The sequence below is a fragment of the Candidatus Avelusimicrobium aviculae genome, assembly GCF_949292495.1.
Classification (GTDB): Bacteria; Elusimicrobiota; Elusimicrobia; order Elusimicrobiales; family Elusimicrobiaceae; genus Avelusimicrobium; species Avelusimicrobium aviculae.
Map to the genome: position 1 here is coordinate 43,069 of NZ_CASEZB010000024.1, position 21,568 is coordinate 64,636.

Sequence of the window (21,568 nt, forward strand, 5' to 3'; positions counted from 1 at the left end):
ATGAACCTGTTTCATTTTTTAAAAAGCAAAGCGGGCAAATTTGTACTAGGCCTGCCGCAGAAGGTAATTTTAACAACCGGGTTGGGCGCGGCGGTAGTTGGAGCCATGGTTTTAACCAGCGACAGACAGCCCGCTTCCCAAGATGAAGCCCGTGTGCGCAGCTCCGTCATCAGCACCTATGGCCGTAATGAAGTAAATCCGGCGGAGTCTATGGGTGAAACGGTTCAAATCGCGGGTGCGCAGGGTATTACTTCCGCCAATGATACTTTGGCTTCCGCCGGGTATGACTGGGCCGGAGATGATGCCAGCCTGGCGGCAGTGGGCCAGTTAGGCAATAACATGGGCGGCGGCAAAACCCCTGCCACACGCGCAATGGGCGGCCGCAGCGAAGGCTTGGGCGGAAATAATGATATTGTGGTGGTGGACCAAAAGCCTGATTCTAACGGCGGGGACGCGTTAGCCGCGGCGGGAGCCGCCGGCGGAGCGCGTGCGGCGGCTATGGCCCAGCGCGGCATAATGGCAACGGCTTCCGGCGGGGTGTCTGGGGTTACTTATGGGGGGGCTTCCTCCCGCTCCGGTAAGGACGGCGCCGGCGGAACAGTAAATAGAAGCGGTAATTCCTTGGGCCTTGTGGGAGGGGAAGCGTACCGCTTGTCCGGTTCCATGCCGGAAGGTTCCACTTTATTGGCCAGCACTAAATTTCAAGATGTAGATTCTTCTTTTGGCGCTTCCCGTAATGCGCGCGCGGGCCGCGGTATGGAGTCTGGCGAAGGGCGCACCTTGGAACAGGTTAGAAAACGCTCCGCGGATATCGCTAAAAACAAATACCGTGCCGCCAACGAAGCGGGCCGCGCTTTTATGGCCAGCTCCCAAAATTCCGGCGGGATACAGGTTGAAGACGCGCAGCTGTCTGAAGGGGCCGTTATGTCTGATGATTTTGAACAGGCCACCATTAACGCCCGCAAAAATTTAGATCAGGCAACAGACGATTTAATGGAAAAAGAATTGGAACGCCAGCAAGACCGTACCCGTTTGAAACGTGCCTTAGTGGCGTTGGTTTTCTTAACCATTCCCGCCATGTTTGCCATTACCGCTTTGTTTAAAGCTTCTCCGTGGGGAACTATCGCGGCCCTTGCTATCGGCGCGGCGATGATGTTGGCCATCACGCTGTTCTTGGTAGACGCTGTCCAATGTATGAAAAAATGGGGCGGCAGCGGTTTGACGACGGCTTGTATGATTGTTGGGCCTATCTTAATGGCTTTAATAGGTATTTCTTATATTCAAGCGGTGGCACAGTTAGTTCAAAAATTTGCTGGTTGGTTGAATAAGCTCTTCGGGGCTCCTATTGTAGGCGGCGTTTCGGGTGTGGGCGCGTTGACTGGGGCGGGAAGCCAGGTTATTAATTCCAGCAAAGCCATTTCAAACAACAAAAAAGATCTTGCTGACCAAGACATGAACGGATAAGGGTGTGTTATGGCAAATATAGACATCAAATTAAGGCGTTTTATAGGCATAGCTTTGCTGGTAGTAATAGTGCTTACGTGTTTTGGCGTTTGGTTGTATTTTGACTTCCAGTATAAAGACGCTACGCGCGAGTTAAACGAATACCGTGCCCAAAAGGCGGAAAGGCAGAGCCGCCAGGAACAATTTTTAAAGTTCCAGCACAAATATGGCACCCGTCCATAGTCAAAAGAGGGTTTTATGGTAGACCAGCTTCCTCCGGATTATCCTTCTTCCGCACCGGCTCAAAATGAGCCGGTGCGGAAACAGGCATCCCCAGTAAATCAGGATTCTTTGTCTTCACAAGAAACTTTGCATGTAAAAGAGGAAAGTATCCCTTCCAATAAACGGTTTTTTCAGAAAAAGTGGTTTTCTAAAAAATATTTAGCGCTCGCGCTATTATTATTGTTGTTTGGGGGAGTGGGTGGCTTTGTGCCCGTTAGCCATATTCCTGTTTTGTCGTCCTTGGCCCGTGCTATGGGATATAGTGAAGAGCAAATGCAGCAAATGTCTTTCTTAAAGACATTACTGTTTTGGGCGGATGACGAACGCGGGCCGGCGGCACGTTTGGCTGCCAATTCATATTCTGTTTTTTCTACCCAGCCGGGTCGTTTTGATGCCATTAACCGCGGGGCTTCCGCTTATGGCGCGGTGGGGGAAGAGTCTTCTACATTAATTGATTTTCAAGCGTTAAATGATTCCTTGCGCCGCCAGGGAAAGCCGGTAGATGCCATTTCCGGGGTGGCCCTCAATACGGGGGATGATTCCGGACAGGGGCAAATTCGCTTTAACAGAGGCATTAACCAGCTTAGTAAAGATGCCAGCGCTTCCGCCCAAGCCAAAACAGAGATGTATTATGGGGAAGACACTTCTTTAATCGCGCGTAATCCGGCGGACGGATATGATGCTTCGTTAGGGTTAAAAAAGTTGAAAGTGGGGGTAGTGGGCTCTTCTCAGAGTGATTGGAAAAATGAAATTTTTCAAAAAGCTATTTTAGAGCAGACTTCCGGCTTAGACAAAAAATTAGGGGGAACAAATTCTGCCATGATGATGCTGCAAAACGCCGGGAAGTCTTTAACGGATTTTCGTTATATTTGGCTTACCAGCCAGGCCTCTAACCGGGCTAAGCAGATTCCGCTTAAAAAAACATTGGCGGCAGCCGGTTTTTTTGCCGAAGAGATGCCCCAAAAAGTGTTTAGTGCCACCGGGGGCATAGCCATAGCCGGGTTGGAGGAAGATGATGTTGTGGCGGATATTGAAACGGCCCAAGAACAGCAGCAGCGCCAACAGGAATGTGATGAGGCTTCCCGCACGCTGGGCCCGCAGATAACCAGTCTTACCCGCAGCGTAATTAATACCATTAATGCTTTGCAGGGAACGTTCCCCGCTTTTCCTGCGGATTGCGGCAATTCCGCCAAAGTAAATAGTTGGCGTTCCGCTCTGGCTCAGGCGCGCAGCGCTTGTTCCCAAGTTAAGCGGGATTATAATACGTTGGGAGAAAAATGTTTTGTACAGTTGAAATACAGCCGTTCCGGTGAATGCAGCACCAATAATTTAGACGATAAATTAAATGAATATGAACGGATGTGTACGGAATATTTAAAAGATCAGTCCGAGGCGGCAGAGGGTGAAGAGGTAGATTTATCCATTTATAACCCGGAACAATTTTCTAACCAACAAGTGACGGAAAGCGTGCACGGTACATTTAACGTGCCGGTGTGGGGCGGCTCTTCCGGGTCGTCCACTCCAAATGATTTCTTTCCGGAAACGGATCTTTCCGGTTCCCAAGGGTGGAGTTATATAGACTAAGCAAATTAGGTCTTGATAATTTTAGTTTCAGTTGCTAAGATAATAGTATAAGCAGTTTTGAAGTGCCCTGTTGTATGGGGAAAGCAGTACAACAATTTGTAAATGAAAAGGTTGTGTAATTGGGGATTTTAAAAATCCGGCAATTCCAGCCTGGTTTATATTTATAGTTAAATTTATTTTTATAGGAGGCACTTATGCCAGAGGAAAAAAAGGAAAGTTTTACCTTTAGCGATAAGATCAAGAACAGCAAATCCGCCGCTCCTGCATCTTTTGCTAATCGTATTTCCTCCAAGATAGGGAGTAATGGCCGCCCCAAGAAGACGCTTTTTGAGCGTACCAAACGGGACGCGCCGTTCTTTATTGCGGCGTTGGTAGCCCTTTTGTTATTGCCGTTTTTGTATAAATACAGCGGCCAAGTGAACGAAGAGGCTATTATTGCTCCTTCCAGCGAGGACACTATTTTTGATCCGGAACGCTATGGTTTTGATACGGCCATTACGGATCCTGACGGTGAAATTGCTCAGCTTTCAGGGCGTGATCCGTTGAGCCTTATTAAAGGCTGGGGCAGTGATGAAGATTCTGCGGAAACTTCCTACGACTATGACCGCAGCGGTTTAGAGAACAGCAGCTCTTCTTATACGTCTTCTCCCACCACGGAGACCACGACGAATATTTACAGAAGAACCGCCGCCCCGGCTACCCGTGCGGCCGTTCGCCGTTCTACCACTAAAATTAAAGAAATGGGCCGCGCCGCCATGGCTTCTGCCGGCGGGGGGTTAAATATTACTCCTTGGGGTGGCAGTTTAAAAGGCGCTGCCAAAAAAGTAGGGGCGCCCACTCCTGTAACGCCTCCCAAACCGGTGTCATTGCAGCCTTTGCAGGCCGCAGGCCGCCCGCAGCGCGGGTATTTTGGCATGGGTGCCGGAGAGCAAGCCCGCCGTTCAGCGCAAGCTTTAACCAAAGGAGATGCCATGCAAGCGCTGCGCGACGCGCAATACGCGCCGATTAAGCCCGGCCGCGTGGGCGGTTTAGCTGCCGGCGAGTCCCGCATTGGCGGCGGTCCCAGCGATTTAAAACACGGCTTTGGCTACAACGGCATTACCCCTTGGTGGTGGGATTTAATGAAAACCCGCTCCCAAATGGAATGGGAAAAACGCTTTAACCGCAAGTGGGACTGGATTGGCTGGGCAGACAAATTGGCTCAAAATATTTTGGGCGGTTTAATTAATTGTTTGATTACCGGCGAAGACGACGGCGCCATGGGCGAGATGTTTGGCGCCAGCGGGGAAGGTGCCCAGCAGGAAGGCTGCAAATGCGGCAAATCCATGATTGGGTCCGTTCCGGCCAGCGCACCGGCGGGGCTGTCTTTGAAAGATTGGTGTAAATCCAAAGAAGCCAAAGAACAATATGGTTGCGAATGGCAAGGCGCCAAAGCAACTGGCGGCGGCTTCTGGAAAACCCGTGCCGATTGTATAGGTTTCAACTTGTTTGGCTTGGCTGACAAAGGCAAGGCAAGCCGCCGATTAGTGGAAGCCAGCGGTTGCTATGATTTTGCGTCTACGGACGTTTACACCGCTTCGTTCATAAGCAACCGCAAAGGCGATTGGAACATCTACCACTATGTGGTGGGTGTAAAAGCTGCGGACATTGCCCGTTACTATAAAGCTACGGAAAATGCACGCGCGGATATGTTGGAAGTATTTTATATGGACGAAGGCCCTGTTTTCCGCACGAAAGCGCAAGTATATGCGGACAAAACAGGTTATGTGCCGTTGTTTATTGAAAGCGTAGCTTTTGAAAAAGACTTAAAGTCTGAAGTGAATGCGGACGGGACCCGCTCTTTGGACGTAACTGTTAAGACTAAAAATGAAGAAGGGGAAACCGTCAGAGAAAGCCGCTCTTTACCTTTGAAATATAACGAGTTTATCGGCTTATTGGCCAGCGGACGCAATGTTTCCTATGCCACCAAGAGCGCTGTTGTAAAATCGGAAGGCATGTACCCGGTAACCAAGGCGGCTATGCGCACGAAACCCGGCAAATTGGGGCGTGACTGGCTGATTGGCGCGCGCTGTGAATTCCCGTTAGCGCGTATTACTTGCGAAGATAACGCCATGTTGAAAAAAGACGGGAACCAAATTCCTTATGCGCGTGTAACGCTTCTTAACGCGTCGGGAGACAAGGTAACTTATAACGAAATTAAAGATAAGTTCACCATTATGTATTCCGTGTGGGATTCTGCCAAGGCGCAGTTCTCTAAAACGTTTGAAGGGGTTACTTCCGTTCGCCATTACGAACCGGCGGATTATACGGTGGAACGTGACACGGTAAAAGCCAAAACCACGGCCGCGCGCGTAGGCGCAGAAACCCGCGGAATGGAGCTGGATGTATTGGCTACCAATATCCCGAAAGGGCAGCAGCCGCTTCGCATTCGTTGGTTTATCCGCCAGGTAGAGGGTATCAATGAAGGGAAATATGCACCTGGGGAATCCTTGGAGTTGCATGTTTCCGCCAACGCGGAACAAACCCGTACGGAAATTGGCCCCGGTCTGCCGGGTACGGAAGTAAGCATTGCGGAATGTTCTTATTATGATGAAGTGAGTATCAACCCGCCCGTGCCTCCTACTGAAGAGCCGGACCCGGAACCGAAGCCGACCGGTGGTTCCAAAACGGCGCGCATAGAATTAGGGTTTTTAATTAAAGCCTATGCCAATGAGTTTAAATGCGGCGGCGCCAAAGCTCCTGAAGGGGCTAACGTAAAGTACCGTATGTCTACGGATGGCATCAATGCCAATATAGAAGCGGCCACTATGAGACAGCTGTTTGTAAAATATGCGTTCTCTTGTATGGAATGCGTGGAAAGCTATACCCAAATTCTTACAAACCAGCTGCTTAAAAAAGCCCAGCAAATGCACGAGCAAGACCCCACTATCATTGTGCCTACCCAACAAGAGGTGCAGGAATATATTAAGCAGCACAGCGGTGAAATTCCGGTAGCGGTGTTCTTGCAGGCTTTACTGTTGGATGAAGATCCGAACTTCACCATCCGGGGTGACTCTGTGTGTTATTTGGCGCATCAAGTGGCTTCCTGGTCTGTGGATCCGGACGTGAATGACAGCCGGTTTGAAAATACGTTTGGTACGTATGCGGTGTACGTCAGCCCGACGGCCGCGGCGTTCTATCCCGGCCGCTCCATTGATGAAAATTATACGGCCAACCCGCGTTTTAATAAACCGGGCTGGAACCGCGGCAATGACGTGTATCCGTCGGATATTCCGTATAATAATTCCTTGGAAGCGCGCAAACGCAAATACAGTGCGTATCCGTATTCCACCAATCCGGAGATTGTAAACAGAAATAGCGGCCACGGCGGGTACCCGTTACGGGCGTTAGCCAACGGCAAGGATTCTTTCCCCTTAGGGAACAGCGCCGCCCCCGCTATGTACAGAGGCAAATATAAAACGCAGTATATGCCCATGTTCTCCGGGCAGTGCCAGAGTTTGAGTTCTGTACAAGTAGCCAAGAAGGATTTGCAGCAATATGTTAACTTGGTATGTACAAACGGCTTGCAGTATAAGCCGGATGCAAATCCCGCTGAGAAGTTTTATAATGCTGGAGGAGTGCGTTCCTCCCAGAGTATGAACCAAGAAGCTTCGTGTAATGAAATAGATTGTACTCCTACTAAGTAGTTCACAATATATTAAAGGGGCCCTCTTACCAGAGGGCCCCTTTTTTATGTAATAAAAACCCCCAGCTGGGCTGGGGAATATTGATTATGCTAAAACATTTTAGCTGGGAGGTATTGCCTATTTTGCATTGCTGTCCTAGGGGGTAACCCAAGAAAATATTAACCTTGTGTTTGGGTTGCCCGTTATAAGGTTTTTTATCTATCATATATTTATGGCAAATACGGGTAAAAAAATAATTTGTATATGTTGTTTGTTCTCCTTTTCTTGTATGAGTTGGGGGGCTGTATTTCCGTTTTCTTTTGGCAAAAAAACAATTCGTACGGATTATTCTAATACCGTGTGGGACCAAATCATGCAAGACCAATCTCTTTCCGATATGCGCCGCGGGCTGGGGGAGATGGGGCTTTCCCGCTATAAAGAAGCGCAAAACTCTTTTGCCAAAGCCGTTATTAAAAATCCCAAAGACCCCTTGGGCTTTTTATTATTGGGCGCCGCCTTATACTGGAGCGGCAAGGTGGACGCGGCCATGAGCGAATACCGCGAAGCCCTCACCCTGGACCCCAAAAACGCGCTTGCCTACCAGCTTTTAGGCATTGCCTACGGTTGGAAAGGGGATTTGGAACAAGCCCAAGAGTATTTTAAAAAATCTTATGAGTTGGAGCCGGATAAATCCGACACCAACATGAACTTAGCCTCTACTTATGCCGCCCAAAAAAATTGGGAAAAAGCTCTTGAGCATTACCGCCGCGCGGTGGAACTGGCCCCGCGGGAACCTTTATACCATTATCAGCTGGGTTCTTTGTATGAGCGCATGGGGCGTGATGCCCAGGCGGAGGACAGTTTTAAAAAAGCGCTTTCTTTGTTTTGGGGGTACGAAGACGCCATGCTTTCGTTGGGCGCTTTGTATGAAAAAACGGGGGATGACGCCGCCGCTTTAAAATATTATAAAAAAGCCGTACGCACCAAACCGGGGGATTTTGTGGCGCGCTTGTTGTTGGCTAAACTATATTACCAGCAGGGGGAGGCCGCCAAAGCGCGCGAAGTGCTGGACGGGGCATTTTCCATTATCCGTTTTAAGCAAGAGGGTTTGGCTCTCAACGCCGTATACCGTTCCAGCGGGCGTACGGCGGAGGCTTTTGCCAAAGAAATAGAAAATTTCCGTAACAATTTATCACGCGTGCCGGCCGCCAAAGACATTAATGTGGATGTTTCTTTAGAATATGCCCCCCTGGTTAAACCGAAAGAGAAGCCTTCTCCCAGCGCCGGTTCTTTTGAGCGCGCCTACCAAAAACTGCGTTCTTCTTCCGCCCTGCCGGGGGAACAGGAAGTGCCGCCTATGGCTTTTAAGCGCAGTTTTGTATTAGCTGCGGCTACACAGGCCCAGCGTGAAAACCAAATTAATGAATTTATAGAAGGGTTGGAAAACGCCGTAAAACAAGGCGAAGGCAAGTATGACGTTACCCTTTCTCTGCAAGGGCGCACGATGGATTATGCCTCTCCCTCCGCCTTAACGCAGCAGAATTCCTCCGCCCCGCGCGCGGCGTATGACCCGCGCATAGTGGGCAATGATATGGGTTTATGGGTTACGGGTAAATCCTGGCTGGCGTTGGTACAGGCCGCATTGGAGGATTTGTCCTCCGGGGATAAAGCGTTAAGCGCAGAGCAAACCAGCCTGTTAACCGGGCTTGCCTATTTGGTGGCGGGGGACGCGGCTCAGGCTTCCCAAAGTTTTGCGCAGGCCCGCAGCCTGGCCCCGGCGGATGATTTGCCTCTTATGGGGTTGGGCACGGCTTCTGTAATTGCCGGAAATGACGCCCAAGCCAAAGATTTTTATAACCAGGCTTTGCGGCTAAACCCTAAAAACAAAACCGCCAAAAAGAATTTAAACGTATTGCAAGAGGAATAAGCCATGCGCCATATGCGCCAGCGTTACGGGCAGCACTTTTTAGTAAATGAACGGGTGATTGAGCAAATCATCCAAGCGGCCCGGCGTTTGCAAACCAAGCAGTTGGTGGAAATAGGCCCCGGCAAAGGTGCGCTTACTTTTGCGCTTATACGGGCGGGTTTTAGCCATTTTAAAGCGGCGGAAATTGACCCGGAAATGATTTCTTTTTTAAAACAGCATTTGCCGCCCCAGGCGGGGGTAAATATTTTGGAGGGGGATTTTAGCCTCTTGCCCCCGGAAACGTTGTTGCCGGAAGATACTTTGTTTGTGGGCAATTTGCCGTACGCGGCGGCGGCGGATATTTTGGATAAAACCTTATCTTTCCCTTATTTTTCAGCGGCTGTTTTTATGTTTCAAAAAGAGCAAGCCAACCGCATTCAGGCCCAGCCGGGCGGGGAGTTTTACGGCCCGCTTTCCATATTAAGCCAGGCGCGGGCAAAAATTTCCTTATTGTGTCAGGTAGGAAAAGGCAGTTTTAACCCTCCCCCCAAGGTGGAAAGCGCCGTGCTTGTTTTTGAAAAACTTTCCCAGCCGGCGGTGGAAAAAGATGCCTGGCCTTTTTTTAAAAAAGTGGTGCAGTCCTCTTTTTTGCACCGCCGCAAAACCATTTATAACGCTTTGCTTTTGTGCGGGTTTGATAAAGAAAAAATCACCCGCGCGCTGGAACGGGCCGGAGTGGACTTGCAAACCCGTCCGGAAAAAATTTCCCTTTTGCAGTTTAAACAAATTTCCCAAACGCTTAGCGCTAAATAACTGTTAGGCGCGTTGGTTTTGTTCCAATAATTCTTCCAATATTTGTTGGTGCGGGCGGAAAGGTTTTACGTCGTTTAAATTTAGTTTTTCTACCGCCAGTTTTATCAGGTCCTGCGGGGGCAGCGCTTTATCACGGGCGTAGAACTTCCCGGCGTTTAGCAGGGCCTGGCGGGGGATAAGCCCTACTAATTCGCACCCGGTGGTTTTAACGCCTAAGCGCGCGGCTTGGCGTTTGCATTCCTCAAATACTTGGGCGGGGCCGGTGGTTGTATAATCTGTTAAATTGCAGGAAACCTGCGCCCTGCCAAAATTTTCCATATACCAGCCGATGGCTTTTACGCATTTTAAGCCGCCGTTTTTTTCTCTTATGGCGGCGGCTATTTGTTTCGCCGAGGCGGCGTCTTGGGTATTTAAATTAATATTAAAAGCAATTAGTATGTTCCGCGCGCCTATGATACAAGCGCCTGTTTTTTGGGTGTGTTCGTCCCAAACGGTTGGCCCAAAATCCGGCGGTTGGCTTTGCAGTTTTTGGGGGAGGCTTTCATATTCCCCGCGGCGTACGTCTGCCAAATTTTTGCGCTCGGGACGTTGGGCCGCGGCTTCGTATAAATAAACGGGCAGGTTGTTTTCCAGCGCGGCTTGGCGGGCTAACGTGCGGGCCAGAAGGGCGGTTTCTTCCAGGGTAATGCCTTGAACGGGAACCAGCGGGCAAACGTCCACCGCGCCCAAACGCGGGTGCGCTCCTCGGTGGGCGCGCATATCAATTTCTTGCAAGGCGGTTTTTATACAGGTGTTAGCCGCTTGAAGCACGGCGCCGGGTTCTCCGGCAAAAGTAAGCACGGTACGGTTGGCGGAGGGGTTTTCGTCCGTATGCAAAAGGAGCGCGCCGGGAGTATTTTGCACGGCGTTTATAATGCGCCGTAATTTTTCGGGCCGTGCGGATAAAGAAATATTTGGTACGCATTCTATTATTTTCATAGAATAATTATATACTATAAAACGGGCTTGCGTGAGAAGAAAAAACAAAAAAATATTTTGCGCTAATTCTTGTGATTTATAGTATAATAATTGTAGGTACTTGTTAAGTTCAAGCACCTGATATACTTAAATAAGGAAGTAAAAAGTAAAATGGCTAAAGGAAAAGTAAAATGGTTTAACGACCAGAAAGGTTACGGTTTCGTAACTCCCGAAGATGGTTCCAAAGATCTCTTTGTTCACTATCAAGAAATCCAAGGCGATGGTTTTAAAACCTTAGCTGAAGGACAGGAAGTTGAATTTGATATCGTTGAGTCTGAAAAAGGCCCGAAAGCAGTTAAAGTTCGCAAACTGTAATTTAAGTTTAACTACTGAACAGACCTGCTCTTAAAGGGCAGGTCTTTTTTTGTGTACGGTTGTAGAAGGAGTATTAAAGAAGTGAGCGTAAAAACATATCCGCAAGCCTCGTTATCGGAATTGTGGTTTTTGTCTTATCCGTTGATTGTTACCATGGCCTCACAGGTAGTGATGCAATTTGCAGACAGAATGTTTTTGGCCTGGTATTCGCACGACGCCCTAGCCGCGTGTGTGCCGGGCGGCGCTTTGGCCATGACGTTTGGTTCCCTGTTTATGGGGTTAGCCACCTATACCAGCGTGTTTATATCCCAGTATTATGCACGGCGTAAGTTTGCGTCGGTTACGGTTTCTTTATGGCAGGGGATTTTGCTGGCGGTGTTGTCTTCTTTGCTGCTGGCGTCTCTTACCCCGGTGGGTAATTGGGTAATTCGCCTGTTTAACCACGGCCCGCAGGTAACCGCGTTAGAAATACAATACTTTACTATTTTAAACTTATTGGGCGGGTTTGCGGTTATTAACAATGCGCTGGCCAGCTTTTTTAGCGGCCGCGGAAAAACCAAAGTACCCATGTACACCGCTTTGTTTGGTAACCTGGTAAACATTGTGTTGGATTATGTGATGATTTTTGGTAAGTTGGGCTTCCCGGAGATGGGGATTGTGGGCGCTGCCTGGGCCACCGTGTTGGGGACTGCCAGCATGACGGTAGTTTTTGGCACGCTTATTTTTGCTTCCAAAACGGGCAAGGCGTTTAAGGTGTCCCGTCTGGCCGGGTTCTACAAGCCGGTATTTGCCCGCTTGCTGCGCTTCGGGGTGCCCAATGGTTTTGGGTTTTTGATGGACATTATGTCTTTTACCCTGTTTACGTTTATGATTGGTAATATTGATACCATATCCCTGCAGGCCAGCAATGTGGTGATGTCTATGCAGCCGGTAGTGTTTACGGTTATTTTGGGATTGGGTGTTGGTATTCAAATTTTAGTCAGCAAATATCAGGGGTTAAAGCGTTCGGACTTAGCTGTAAAAGTGGTTAAAAACGCCAGCAAAATTGGCTACGCTTATGCGGGGCTGGTGGGGGTAAGCTTTTTCTGCTTTTCCCCGTTTTTTGTGGGGCTGTTTATACCGGCCACCTCTCCCGATGCGGCCGAAATTGCCGCTAAAACTTATCCGCTTATGAAACTGGTAAGCATATTTGTTTTGTTTGACACTACTTACCTGATTTTTGGCGAAGCCATCCGCGGCGCCGGAGATACCAAATTTTACATGTACGTCATGGTATGCTGCGCTTGGCTGCTACTTATACCGGGCACATGGTTTATTGTGTACCAACTGCGCGGAAGCGTGTTTCAGGTTTGGAGCTGGCTTACCTTTTACGCAGCGCTCACGGCCGTGTTTATGCTGTGGCGCTTTTTGGCCGGAAAATGGAAAAACATCAGCGTAACGGGTAATTAATGATTTGATGAAAAATAAAAACCGCGCTTTTACCGGCGCGGTTTTTATTTTTGTTACACAGGTTTAATGCTGGTAATGCAAAAGCGTTTTGATAATGTTTTCATGTATGCGGTTGATTGCCTCGCTTTTGTCTTCCAGGTTATTGGCAATTAAGGCAAAGGAAATCAGTTTGCCTTCTTTGTCTTTTACATAACCGGCCATGGCTTTTACCCCGTCTATGGTGCCGCCTTTTACGTGTACGTCATCCAGGCGTTTTTGCGGGTAGAGCCAGCGGCGCAGAAGAAGCAAGTCTCCCCGGTCGTTAGGAGTGGCCAAGGTTTGATAATACACATTAAAATACGGGCTGTTTATCATGGCGTTTAAGGTGCCGGTTAGGGCGCGGACGGTGAGCATATTATCGCGCGAAAGGCCGCTGGCATCGTAAATTTTTACGTCATTAAGCGGGATGTTATGTGCTTTTAACCAGTTTTCCAGCTGCTGTATGCCGTTTTGCAGAGTTCCTTCTTGCCCGGCGTGCAACGCCAAATGGCGCACCAGCATTTCCGCGTAAAAATTAAAACTGCGTTTATTAAGTACGTATAAAATGTCTTTTAACTTGGTGGATTTTTGCGTATACAGTAAATGCATGGCGGAGTAATCCGGCGTGTTCTCCACTTTTTGAGCATTTCCGGTTACGCTGATCCCTTCTTCCTGCAATATTTGCTGTAAATATTGGGCGGTAAAGAGGGCCGGGTCCGGCAATGCCGCCTGGATGGTAAACCCTAGTAAATTAGTGGGAATGGTGCCGTAAATGTCTAAATCAAATTGTCCGGGCGCGGCGTATACATAGGCGTTGTCCCGGCGGTCTTGCGCGCTGGCGGTTACAAAAGAACGGATGGAAAGGCCCGGTATTTCCGGCTCGGTTTTGGAAACTTTGGCTTCTTTGCCGTGCCCGGGTTGGGGGGAAAAACGGATTTTAAAAGAGTTGTCCGCCAAGGACAGGGCGGATACGGGCGCCGCGTAGTAATTGCCCATATTCTCCCAATTTACTTTGGGGGGAACGGATAAGCCCTCAAACAGCGTTTCATCGGCATAAATATTTCCGCGTATGGTTTTTATACCGCTTTTTTTTATTTCTTTCGCCCAGCGGCGCAAGAGTTTTTGGGCGTTTTCTCCTCCGGCGGGGCGGGTGGAGCCCAAAGAGGGGTCTCCTCCGCCGCGGATATAAATATCGCCGTCCAGCGCGCCCTCCGCGTTTGGCAGGGCGTCTGCATACAGGCGGGTTTCAAACTGGTAATCCGGCCCAAAGGTTTCCAGCACGGCGGCACTGGTAATTAATTTTAAGGTGGAGGCCGGCGCCATGCGCTGGCTTTCATTAACGGAAAATAATACTTCTCCGCCCGGGTAGCCGGCGGTTCCTGCCCACCAAGCCCCTTGTAAAACAGGGGCGGTGGCCGTCATATCATGTATGGTTTCTTGCAAGGGCTGTGCTTGCACAAGACCACTAAAAAGAAAAGGAATAATAAAAAATTTTTTCATAATTATAGAATAGCAAACGCTTTGCCGCCCGTGCAAACACAAATAAAAAACCGCGCTTTTGGCGCGGTTTTTATATTAATTAAACCAAGGATACCATTTGTCTTTATCCCGTATATTTATAACTAACGCCGCGGCCAGCATATCCCTTGCGGCGATGGCTTGCGGTTTATCTATATTGCAGGTAAACGTATCAAAAGCTTTGCAGGAGTTGGTGATATTGCCTTTGCTGTCCATAGGGCCTTCTATATTATAGCTGGCGCGCAGCAAGCCCCACAGGTGCCCTGTAAATTTGCGAAGAACGGCTTTAAAACGGTTATTTTCCGTAATAACGGCCAAAGAACTTCCTTCCCGGGTGGACATTTTCCACTGGCGGTAATAACTAAAGCGTTTGCGTTCCAACACCACTACGTCTTTGGATTTGGCAAAGTAAATTTCATAGCGTTCTTTGCTTATTCCAAATCCTTTTTGCAAAATAAATACGGCTTTTTGCCCGCGGCGGTCATACAAAGTAATTTCACGCAGCATGAGCTGAGACCATATAATCCCGCAGAAAAACACCAATACCCCCAGCGGCAGTACAAGCGACGCGCCGGAATAGACGGTGCTGTACGCGAAGGCGGATATTTCCACCACGTTTAAAATTTGCAGCAACCCCGCCGCTATTATGGCGACTAGCGCCAACACCACCCCGCAGGCTCCGGTAAAAAGGAATACGGAGTCCCACCGCGAGGACAAAGAAATCAGTGTGTTGCCTTGGTTGTCCCTCGCGCGGAAAATTAAAGACGGCGTACCGTATAAACGTTTAAATTTAATGGGGTAGAGAGAGTTGGGGTTTACTTTCTGATCTTCTTTTCTGGAAGGGAGCAGCAGTTTAATGAGCAACCCTAATCCCAAGGCTAACAGATACAGCGCAAATAAAAGCGCGATAACGTCCAACGTATGGCCCGCCCTGCGGATAAAGGGGGGCATATCCTGGGTAACCAGGGTGCCGGCGTTTAATTTAGACAAACGGTTTTTGAGCGCATTCCAATAGACGGTGAACACAGAAGCTTTGGGTTGGGGTTGCTGCGTTTTGGTTTCTTTTTGCGGTTGCGGCTCGGTGGGAAGGAGGGACTCTTCCTGCACTTGCGGCGCGGCGGCAATGTCATAAGCGCGCGGATCTTTTAAATCCATATTTAAGGTAATGGTTTCGGCTGCCGGTTGGGGGGCGGCAATTTTTTCTTCCTGTTCCACCGGGTAGATGAAAGAAAAAATTAAATCCGTTTCCGCGTAAGAAAGTTTTTTTGCCATAATGGCATAGGCTTTTTGGCCTACCAAAAAATAGCCGGAGCTGAAATCCTCTTTGGGGGAGAAATAACTGATGTAGAAAAAAGGTTCCCCGGTGGAAAAATCAATGCGTTTGATTTCTTCCCCGGTGTATGTATTGCCTATAACTTTCATTTTCTTGGCTTTTATTTCAGCCAAATCTTCATTAATTTTCTTTTCCAGGCAGGTTTCGGTGGCGCATTCGGCAAAAGAAGTAATATCTATCCGCGCGGCGGATTTTTGCAGGCTTAACACCGCGTTTTTATTTTTTGAGGAAGCCGACGCCCAGCCCGAGGGCATATCCATGGTAAATCTTCCATCGGAAGATGTGAATACCCCCGCTGTTAACGTATGGCTGCAAAGCAAGACTGTTAAAAAAAATAAAATTTTGTGCTTCATCAAATCAAACCCATAATATAAATTATTATATTATATTTCTGGCGAAAATGAAGAAAAAATCCAAAGAATATCGGCTTTTTAGCGTTGTATCACAAGGGTAAAATTGTTATCATATATAGAGAGGAGATCCCGCTATATGAACAAAAAACAAATCCCGCAAAAAATTACTCTTTTACGTAAATTAATGAAGAAAAACGGTTTAGACGGTTTTTTAGTTACTGATAATTTAGACCAATTTTATTTGGGTGGTTTTTATTTTTATCCGCATGAAGCCGTTTTTTTGGTTACCTCTAAAGACATTTTCTGCTGGACGCGCGAGCTTTATTTAACCGATGTGGCCGTGCGCGCCCCGTTTATGACTGTTTCTGCCGATGAGGACCGTTTGAACGCGGCCGTAAAACAGGCAAAAAAATGCGGCTTAAAAAAGGTGGGTTTTGACGCGGCGAAAGAGGGTTACGCCGCCGGGCGTTTGCTGGCTAAAAACGGTTTTGTGGAATGCCCGAGTTTAATCAGCCAGCTGCGGGAAGTAAAAGACGAAAGCGAAGTAAAAATTATCCGTGACGCGTGCCGCATTGCTTACAACGCTTATGAATACGTGAAGCCTTTAATCAAAACCGGCATGACGGAGTTGGACGTAGCGGCCGAGTTGGAAAAATATATGCGCACCCACGGGGCTACCACTACTTCCTTTTATACCATTGTCGGTTTTGGGGAAGACTGCGCCAACCCGCACCATGTTACCGGTTTGCGCAAATTAAAAGCCGAAGACTGCATTTTGATGGATTTTGGCTGCGTATATAACGGTTATTGTTCCGACATTACCCGCAGCTGGTGGCACGGCAAAAAAGAGCCGGCCGAATATAAAAAAATATGGCAGCTGGTGGATAAAGCCCGCAAAGCGGGCATTAAAGCCGTAAAGCCCGGCATGGCTACGCGCGAGGTGGACAACACCGCCCGCAATATTATTAAAGCCGGCGGGTACGGCGCCTATTTCACGCACGGAACCGGGCACGGTATGGGAATGGAAAACCACGAAACCCCTTATAATAACCAAGAGTCTGACGCTGTACTGGTGGAAGGGAATATTGTTACCGTGGAGCCCGGTATTTATCTTCCCGGAAAATACGGTGTACGGTTGGAAGACACGGTAGCAGTCAGCAAAACCGGCGCCAAAATTTTAACTAAAAAATAATGCTAGTAAAAGATTTGTCCAAAGAACGCGTAAAGGATTTTAAACGCCTGCTTAAGCAAGCCGGGCTGGATGGCTATTTCACGGCGGACCCGGTGGAAATGCGTTATTTGTCCGGGGTGGAACTTTCCGATGGGGAAGCCGTTCTGCTGGTAACGCCGCGCAAAGCGTGTTTTTTTACGCGCACGATGATTGTCCCCAAAATGGCGCCGGCGGCCGGGTTTATTAGCGTAAAAGACGTAACTTCCGGCACGTTGGCCCAGGCGGCCTTGCAATTTGCGCGCCAAGCGGGGCTGAAAACCGTGGGGTTTGCGCAGGACAAAGTAAATTTCTTATTGGGGCGGCAATTAGCGCAGGAAGGCTTTGTTTCCGCCGGCGCCATATTAGACGAAATGCGCTTGGTAAAATACCCTGATGAGATTGCCAAATTAAAAACCGCCTGCCGTATCGCTTCCGAAGCGTTTAAAGAAGTAAAACCGCAAATTAAAACCGGTATGACGGAACACGCCGTAGCCGCGCTGTTGGCGGGGGCTATGCTTCGCCGCGGGGCGGAAGCTATTCCTTTTAACATTGTCTGTTTTGGGGAAAACACGGCAGACGCGCACCACACCGCTTCCAAAACGCGCAAATTAAAAAAGAATGAAGCGGTATTAATGGATTTTGGCTGCCAGTATGAAGGGTATAATTCCGACATGACGCGCAGCTGGTGGCATGGGGATAATCCCCCGGCCCAATATGAACAGATTTGGAATATTACGCACGCCGCCTATCAGGCTTGCGCCAAAAGTTTGCGCGCAGGCTTGCCCTGCCGGGAGGCTGACGCCGCCGCCCGGCGCATTATAGAAGCCGCCGGGTTTGGAAAGGAATTTTTCCATTCCACAGGCCACGGCGTAGGTTTGCAAGTGCACGACGGCCCGCTGTTGGGGCCTCGTTCGGTGCAGGAACTGGAAGCCAATTCCCCTGTTACCGTAGAACCGGGCATTTATTTTGCCGGTAAATGGGGCGTGCGGCTGGAAGACACTTTTTTGGTGACGGCCGGCGGTTCCAAAAAGTTGACTAAAAATTAAGGGCTTTAGCCCCGAGAAGAGGTAATATTATGTTAAGCACGACTGACTTTCATGAAGGTCTTATTTTTGAAGATGAAAACGGCCAGCTGGTAGAAATTATTGATTATCAGCATCACCGCAAATCGCAGGCCCGCGCCGTGGTGCGTGTGAAATTGCGCAACATCAATACCGGCGGCTTAATTGAAACGGCTTACCGCCCCGAAGACAAATTTAAAGAAGTGGAAGTGGAAAAACGCCCCTTTACTTATTTGTATACGTCCGGCGATATGGCCACTTTCATGAACAGCAACGACTATGAACAGGTGGAAGTTCCTCTTTCCAAATTAGGGGAACAGCGCAAATATTTAAAAGATAATATGGAAGTAACCGGCCTGTATATTAACGACCAGCTGTTCAGCATTGATTTACCCATTAAAGTTCCGCTTAAAATCGCTTCCACCGTGCCCGGTGTAAAAGGGGATACGGTGGCCAACATGACCAAAGAAGCCACCCTGGAAACCGGCACCGTTATTAAAGTTCCTTTGTTTATTAACGAAGGGGATACGGTTCTGGTAGACACGCGTGACGGCTCCTACGTGGAACGGGTTAACGCTTAATGTGGTTACGGCGCCTGCTGTTGCCGGCCTGTGTGTTGTTTTGGGCGGCAGGTGCGGGCGCCGCAACGCTTGTGTACGGGAATTTGCTGGAAGTGCGCGGCATTGCTTGGCAGGACGGACGCCTGCAAATGCCGCTGAGCCGTAAGAAATATGCGGATGTACGTTTGCTGGACCGTTCTTTATACCAATTTTTAGTTTCTTGCCAAGAGGAAAAATGTTCTTTTTCTCCCGTCGGGAAAGAATATAACATCTTTTCTTTACGGGCCGCCAAAACCCGTGAGAACATGTGGATTGCCCAGGTGGATGTAAACGGCCAGTTGCTGATTACGTTTTTAATTTTTAAACGGGCGGACGCTTTTAGCATTAAACCGCCGGATGAAGTTCTTTTTAAAGACAAAGGTTTTTTAGAAGCCGTTGAACACAGCCTAAAGAACCAAATAAAAGCGCATATATGAAGTGTATTGTAAAAGATACGGGCTTGGTGATCGCCTCTGAGGTGGAAGAAGCCAAAACCTTTAAAACCCGTTTGCTGGGGCTGATGTTTCGGCCTTCGCTGGCAAAAGGGAAAGGTTTATGGCTGGAACCGTGCCCCCAAATACACATGTTTTTTATGCGTTTTGCCATAGATGTAATATTTGTGGATCATTCCGGGTTAATAATAGGGGTGCTGGAAAATTTTAAGCCCTGGCGCGTGAGCCCTATTTTTTGGTGTGCGCGCGGCACGCTGGAATTGCCCGCCGGTACGTTGAACGGAAAAGTAAAGAAAGGGGACCGGGTGGAATTTGTGCGTCCCTAACGTTTTTATTTATTATATAGCAGTGAGGATTAGTATGAATGGGAAAAAGCTGTTTTTTATTTTGGCGGCGGCGCTTGGCTGTGCGCTAAATGTATCCGCCAAAAATATTTGGGACGATTTTGGAGACCATGTAACCACCCAAAATGTACGCGCTTTTACGAAAGACTTGGGCGGGTTGATTGGTTCCGGTACGTATACTACCGGGCGCGTGTTAGGCTGGGGGGGCTTTCAGATAGGGCCGCGCGCCAGCATGATTTTTAAAATGAGCGAAGCTCAGGGTGACACCTATGAGGCCCGCCAGCAAACCGCCTTGGGTGAGAGGGAAGACGTAGGCACGGTGTGGTACCCTTGGCTGCAGGCGGATATTGGTATGCCGTTTCGTGTGGACGGGTTTATCCGCGCCAGCAGTTTTCAGGGTATGACCATTGCCGGCGGCGGGTTGCGTTGGGGTATTACCCGCCCCAGCGAAGTGCTTTATTCTTTCCAGCCCATGCTGGTAGTTTCCGCCCACAGCGCCAGCGCGCGGGATTTTTCCGCCACGCATTATAACGCCAGTTTGGTTTTATCCATGAAATTTAAATACGTGGTGCCTTATATCGGCGGCGGGGTGGATTATACCACCTTGCATATTAACCGGGCGGACCGGGATTTGTCTTTGGAAGGAAGCAATGAATACGCCGCCACGGCAAGAGCCACCGCCGGGTTAAACTTTAAGCTGCCCGCTTATTTGGATTTAAGCATTGCGGCTAACTACGCTAACTATGGCTTAGGGGCGGAAGGTTCTCTTTCTTTGCGTTTTTAGTTACTGCGTTTCTTTTTGATAACCCGGGTCCATACAAAAGGCCCGGGCTTTTTATTGGGCAAATAAGCGGCGCGGTTGTTTAGCTTTTAGTAAAAAACCCCGTTTAATACGGGGTTTTTATGTAAGCAACAAAAAACCCGGGGGGTTAGCCCGGGTGTGTATTATTTTTTATCTAAGTCTTTCTCATCGTATTGGTAGATGACAAGGCCGCTTCTTAACTTAGGCTCAAACCAGGTGGATTTGGGCGGCATGATGAGTTTTGCGTCAGCCACTTTTATTAATTCTTCAATAGAAGTGGGGTACATACTAAACGCCGCTTTAAATTCTCCGTTGTTTACCCGGTGTTCCAGCTCTGCTACGCCTCTTATCCCGCCCACAAAATCAATGCGTTTATCGGTGCGGGGGTCCCCGATATTAAGCAGCGGCTGCAGGACGTTTCTTTGCAAAATGCTTACATCCAAACGGCTTACGGGGTCTTCTTCATTAAAAGAACCCGGCTTGGCGGTAAGCGTGTACCATTGTCCGCCGAAATACATGCCAAACATATGGCGTTTAGGGGGTTTGGATAGTCCGGTAGCCTGGACAAAAAAATCTTTTTTCAAGGCTTGGATAAATTCTTCCGGCGTTCGGCCGTTTAAGTCTTTAACCAAGCGGTTGTAGTCCATAATAAACAATTGGCTGGAGGGAAATATAACGGCTAAAAAATAGTTAAAGGAAGCGTCTTGTTTTGCGCCCGGGTGTTTTTTGCGGTGCATGGCGGCCACGTTTCCGGCGGCGGCGGAGCGATGGTGCCCGTCCGCTATGTATAAGACGGGGATTTGCTCAAACGCTTTTTCTATTTTTTTAATGTCTGTGGCATCGTCAATAACCCAAAAGGTATGGCGGATGCCGTCATCGGACATAAAAGAACAGACGGGTATTTGCGTGGTGATGCCGGCTACAATTTCATCTAAATCTTGTCTGTCCGGATAGGTTAAAAACACGGGGCCTGTGGTGGCGTTTAACGCGTTGACGTGTTTGCTGCGGTCCAGTTCTTTTTCCTTACGGGTTAGCTCGTGCTTGCGGATGATTCCCCGGTCGTACTCCAAGGCGGACACGGCCGCCACCAGGCCGTATTGTGTCCGGTCAGCCATGGTTTGGGCGTACAAGTAAAAGCAGGGGTTAGCGTCTTGCTTTAAAATGCCTTTGGAAAGGAATTTGTCCAGGTTTTCTTTTGCTTTGGCATATACGGCGGGAGAGTAAAGATCCGTTCCTTTAGGAAGGTCAATTTCCGGTTTATCTATATGCAAGAAAGAAAGCGGATTTCCTTTCGCCATTTCCCGCGCTTCTTCCGTGTTTAACACGTCGTAAGGGGGACAGGCGATTTTTTCAAAATTCTTTTCGGGGCGTATCCCCTTAAATGGTTTTACGGTAGCCATAGTT

The 21,568-nt window shown here is 48.7% G+C and carries 18 protein-coding genes; 14 read left to right on the forward strand and 4 right to left on the reverse strand.

Annotation, left to right across the window (positions count from 1 at the left end; translation table 11 throughout):
- From ACQY33_RS06040 to rsmA, 6 genes are all read left to right on the forward strand, one after another.
- Entirely contained in the window at positions 1–1,464 is a 1,464-nt protein-coding gene (locus ACQY33_RS06040) for a hypothetical protein (protein WP_428074931.1), read from the forward strand.
- A gap of 9 nt (positions 1,465–1,473) precedes the next feature.
- On the forward strand, positions 1,474–1,686 hold the full coding sequence (locus ACQY33_RS06045; RefSeq protein ID WP_428074933.1) for a hypothetical protein: 213 nt from the start codon (positions 1,474–1,476) through the stop codon (positions 1,684–1,686).
- A gap of 15 nt (positions 1,687–1,701) precedes the next feature.
- Entirely contained in the window at positions 1,702–3,309 is a 1,608-nt protein-coding gene (locus ACQY33_RS06050) for a hypothetical protein (RefSeq protein ID WP_428074935.1), read from the forward strand.
- 194 nt (positions 3,310–3,503) lie between these two features.
- On the forward strand, positions 3,504–6,995 hold the full coding sequence (locus ACQY33_RS06055; RefSeq protein ID WP_428074936.1) for a hypothetical protein: 3,492 nt from the start codon (positions 3,504–3,506) through the stop codon (positions 6,993–6,995).
- Positions 6,996–7,263: 268 nt separating this feature from the next.
- The gene (locus ACQY33_RS06060; RefSeq protein WP_428074938.1) at positions 7,264–8,901 is read left to right on the forward strand and encodes a tetratricopeptide repeat protein; all 1,638 of its coding nucleotides are present in this window, start codon (positions 7,264–7,266) and stop codon (positions 8,899–8,901) included.
- Positions 8,902–8,904: 3 nt separating this feature from the next.
- Entirely contained in the window at positions 8,905–9,693 is a 789-nt protein-coding gene (gene rsmA, locus ACQY33_RS06065) for a 16S rRNA (adenine(1518)-N(6)/adenine(1519)-N(6))-dimethyltransferase RsmA (protein ID WP_428074941.1), read from the forward strand.
- 3 nt (positions 9,694–9,696) lie between these two features.
- Here the strand turns inward: rsmA and ftcD are convergent, their stop codons facing one another.
- Positions 9,697–10,671 carry a glutamate formimidoyltransferase gene (ftcD, locus tag ACQY33_RS06070; protein ID WP_428074943.1) on the reverse strand — a complete coding sequence of 325 codons (975 nt, stop codon included), beginning with the start codon at positions 10,669–10,671 and terminating at the stop codon, positions 9,697–9,699.
- Between the two features lie 150 nt (positions 10,672–10,821).
- Between ftcD and ACQY33_RS06075 the strand changes: the two genes are divergently transcribed.
- A complete protein-coding gene (locus ACQY33_RS06075) occupies positions 10,822–11,025 on the forward strand; it encodes a cold shock domain-containing protein (RefSeq protein ID WP_176777286.1) in 204 nt (67 codons plus the stop codon).
- Between the two features lie 81 nt (positions 11,026–11,106).
- Positions 11,107–12,474, forward strand: a complete 1,368-nt coding sequence (locus ACQY33_RS06080; protein WP_428074945.1) for an MATE family efflux transporter — start codon at positions 11,107–11,109, stop codon at positions 12,472–12,474.
- Positions 12,475–12,537: 63 nt separating this feature from the next.
- On the opposite strand, the gene dacB is transcribed toward ACQY33_RS06080, so the two are convergent.
- Together dacB and ACQY33_RS06090 are read right to left on the reverse strand one after the other, a co-directional pair.
- Positions 12,538–13,992 carry a D-alanyl-D-alanine carboxypeptidase/D-alanyl-D-alanine endopeptidase gene (dacB, locus tag ACQY33_RS06085; protein ID WP_428074947.1) on the reverse strand — a complete coding sequence of 485 codons (1,455 nt, stop codon included), beginning with the start codon at positions 13,990–13,992 and terminating at the stop codon, positions 12,538–12,540.
- A gap of 75 nt (positions 13,993–14,067) precedes the next feature.
- On the reverse strand, positions 14,068–15,696 hold the full coding sequence (locus tag ACQY33_RS06090) for a hypothetical protein (RefSeq protein WP_428074949.1): 1,629 nt from the start codon (positions 15,694–15,696) through the stop codon (positions 14,068–14,070).
- A 136-nt stretch (positions 15,697–15,832) separates the two neighbouring features.
- On the opposite strand from ACQY33_RS06090, the gene ACQY33_RS06095 reads away from it, so the two are divergent.
- The 6 genes from ACQY33_RS06095 to ACQY33_RS06120 are packed head-to-tail and all read left to right on the forward strand — an operon-like array spanning position 15,833 to position 20,146.
- Complete coding sequence (locus tag ACQY33_RS06095; RefSeq protein WP_428074951.1) at positions 15,833–16,888, forward strand: M24 family metallopeptidase; 1,056 nt, start codon at positions 15,833–15,835, stop codon at positions 16,886–16,888.
- A complete protein-coding gene (locus ACQY33_RS06100) occupies positions 16,888–17,952 on the forward strand; it encodes a M24 family metallopeptidase (protein WP_428074953.1) in 1,065 nt (354 codons plus the stop codon). The genes ACQY33_RS06095 and ACQY33_RS06100 overlap by 1 nt, the downstream gene beginning before the upstream one ends.
- Positions 17,953–17,981: 29 nt before the next feature.
- Complete coding sequence (gene efp / locus ACQY33_RS06105; RefSeq protein ID WP_428074955.1) at positions 17,982–18,548, forward strand: elongation factor P; 567 nt, start codon at positions 17,982–17,984, stop codon at positions 18,546–18,548.
- Positions 18,548–19,003 carry a hypothetical protein gene (locus ACQY33_RS06110; RefSeq protein WP_428074957.1) on the forward strand — a complete coding sequence of 152 codons (456 nt, stop codon included), beginning with the start codon at positions 18,548–18,550 and terminating at the stop codon, positions 19,001–19,003. Before efp ends, ACQY33_RS06110 begins: the two co-directional genes overlap by 1 nt.
- Positions 19,000–19,344 carry a DUF192 domain-containing protein gene (locus ACQY33_RS06115; protein ID WP_428074959.1) on the forward strand — a complete coding sequence of 115 codons (345 nt, stop codon included), beginning with the start codon at positions 19,000–19,002 and terminating at the stop codon, positions 19,342–19,344. Before ACQY33_RS06110 ends, ACQY33_RS06115 begins: the two co-directional genes overlap by 4 nt.
- A gap of 34 nt (positions 19,345–19,378) precedes the next feature.
- A complete protein-coding gene (locus ACQY33_RS06120; protein ID WP_428074961.1) occupies positions 19,379–20,146 on the forward strand; it encodes a hypothetical protein in 768 nt (255 codons plus the stop codon).
- A gap of 161 nt (positions 20,147–20,307) precedes the next feature.
- Here the strand turns inward: ACQY33_RS06120 and ACQY33_RS06125 are convergent, their stop codons facing one another.
- On the reverse strand, positions 20,308–21,564 hold the full coding sequence (locus ACQY33_RS06125; protein WP_428074963.1) for a DUF1015 domain-containing protein: 1,257 nt from the start codon (positions 21,562–21,564) through the stop codon (positions 20,308–20,310).
- Between the last annotated feature and the right edge of the window lie 4 nt (positions 21,565–21,568).

Bases quoted from the DNA above. Each gene is read 5' to 3' on its own strand.
- ACQY33_RS06040 (WP_428074931.1), top strand. From the start codon at position 1: ATGAACCTGTTTCATTTTTTAAAAAGCAAAGCGGGCAAATTTGTACTA.
- ACQY33_RS06045 (WP_428074933.1), top strand. From the start codon at position 1,474: ATGGCAAATATAGACATCAAATTAAGGCGTTTTATAGGCATAGCTTTG.
- ACQY33_RS06050 (WP_428074935.1), top strand. From the start codon at position 1,702: ATGGTAGACCAGCTTCCTCCGGATTATCCTTCTTCCGCACCGGCTCAA.
- ACQY33_RS06055 (WP_428074936.1), top strand. From the start codon at position 3,504: ATGCCAGAGGAAAAAAAGGAAAGTTTTACCTTTAGCGATAAGATCAAG.
- ACQY33_RS06060 (WP_428074938.1), top strand. From the start codon at position 7,264: ATGAGTTGGGGGGCTGTATTTCCGTTTTCTTTTGGCAAAAAAACAATT.
- rsmA (WP_428074941.1), top strand. From the start codon at position 8,905: ATGCGCCATATGCGCCAGCGTTACGGGCAGCACTTTTTAGTAAATGAA.
- ftcD (WP_428074943.1), bottom strand. From the start codon at position 10,671: ATGAAAATAATAGAATGCGTACCAAATATTTCTTTATCCGCACGGCCC.
- ACQY33_RS06075 (WP_176777286.1), top strand. From the start codon at position 10,822: ATGGCTAAAGGAAAAGTAAAATGGTTTAACGACCAGAAAGGTTACGGT.
- dacB (WP_428074947.1), bottom strand. From the start codon at position 13,992: ATGAAAAAATTTTTTATTATTCCTTTTCTTTTTAGTGGTCTTGTGCAA.
- ACQY33_RS06090 (WP_428074949.1), bottom strand. From the start codon at position 15,696: ATGAAGCACAAAATTTTATTTTTTTTAACAGTCTTGCTTTGCAGCCAT.
- ACQY33_RS06095 (WP_428074951.1), top strand. From the start codon at position 15,833: ATGAACAAAAAACAAATCCCGCAAAAAATTACTCTTTTACGTAAATTA.
- ACQY33_RS06100 (WP_428074953.1), top strand. From the start codon at position 16,888: ATGCTAGTAAAAGATTTGTCCAAAGAACGCGTAAAGGATTTTAAACGC.
- efp (WP_428074955.1), top strand. From the start codon at position 17,982: ATGTTAAGCACGACTGACTTTCATGAAGGTCTTATTTTTGAAGATGAA.
- ACQY33_RS06110 (WP_428074957.1), top strand. From the start codon at position 18,548: ATGTGGTTACGGCGCCTGCTGTTGCCGGCCTGTGTGTTGTTTTGGGCG.
- ACQY33_RS06115 (WP_428074959.1), top strand. From the start codon at position 19,000: ATGAAGTGTATTGTAAAAGATACGGGCTTGGTGATCGCCTCTGAGGTG.
- ACQY33_RS06120 (WP_428074961.1), top strand. From the start codon at position 19,379: ATGAATGGGAAAAAGCTGTTTTTTATTTTGGCGGCGGCGCTTGGCTGT.
- ACQY33_RS06125 (WP_428074963.1), bottom strand. From the start codon at position 21,564: ATGGCTACCGTAAAACCATTTAAGGGGATACGCCCCGAAAAGAATTTT.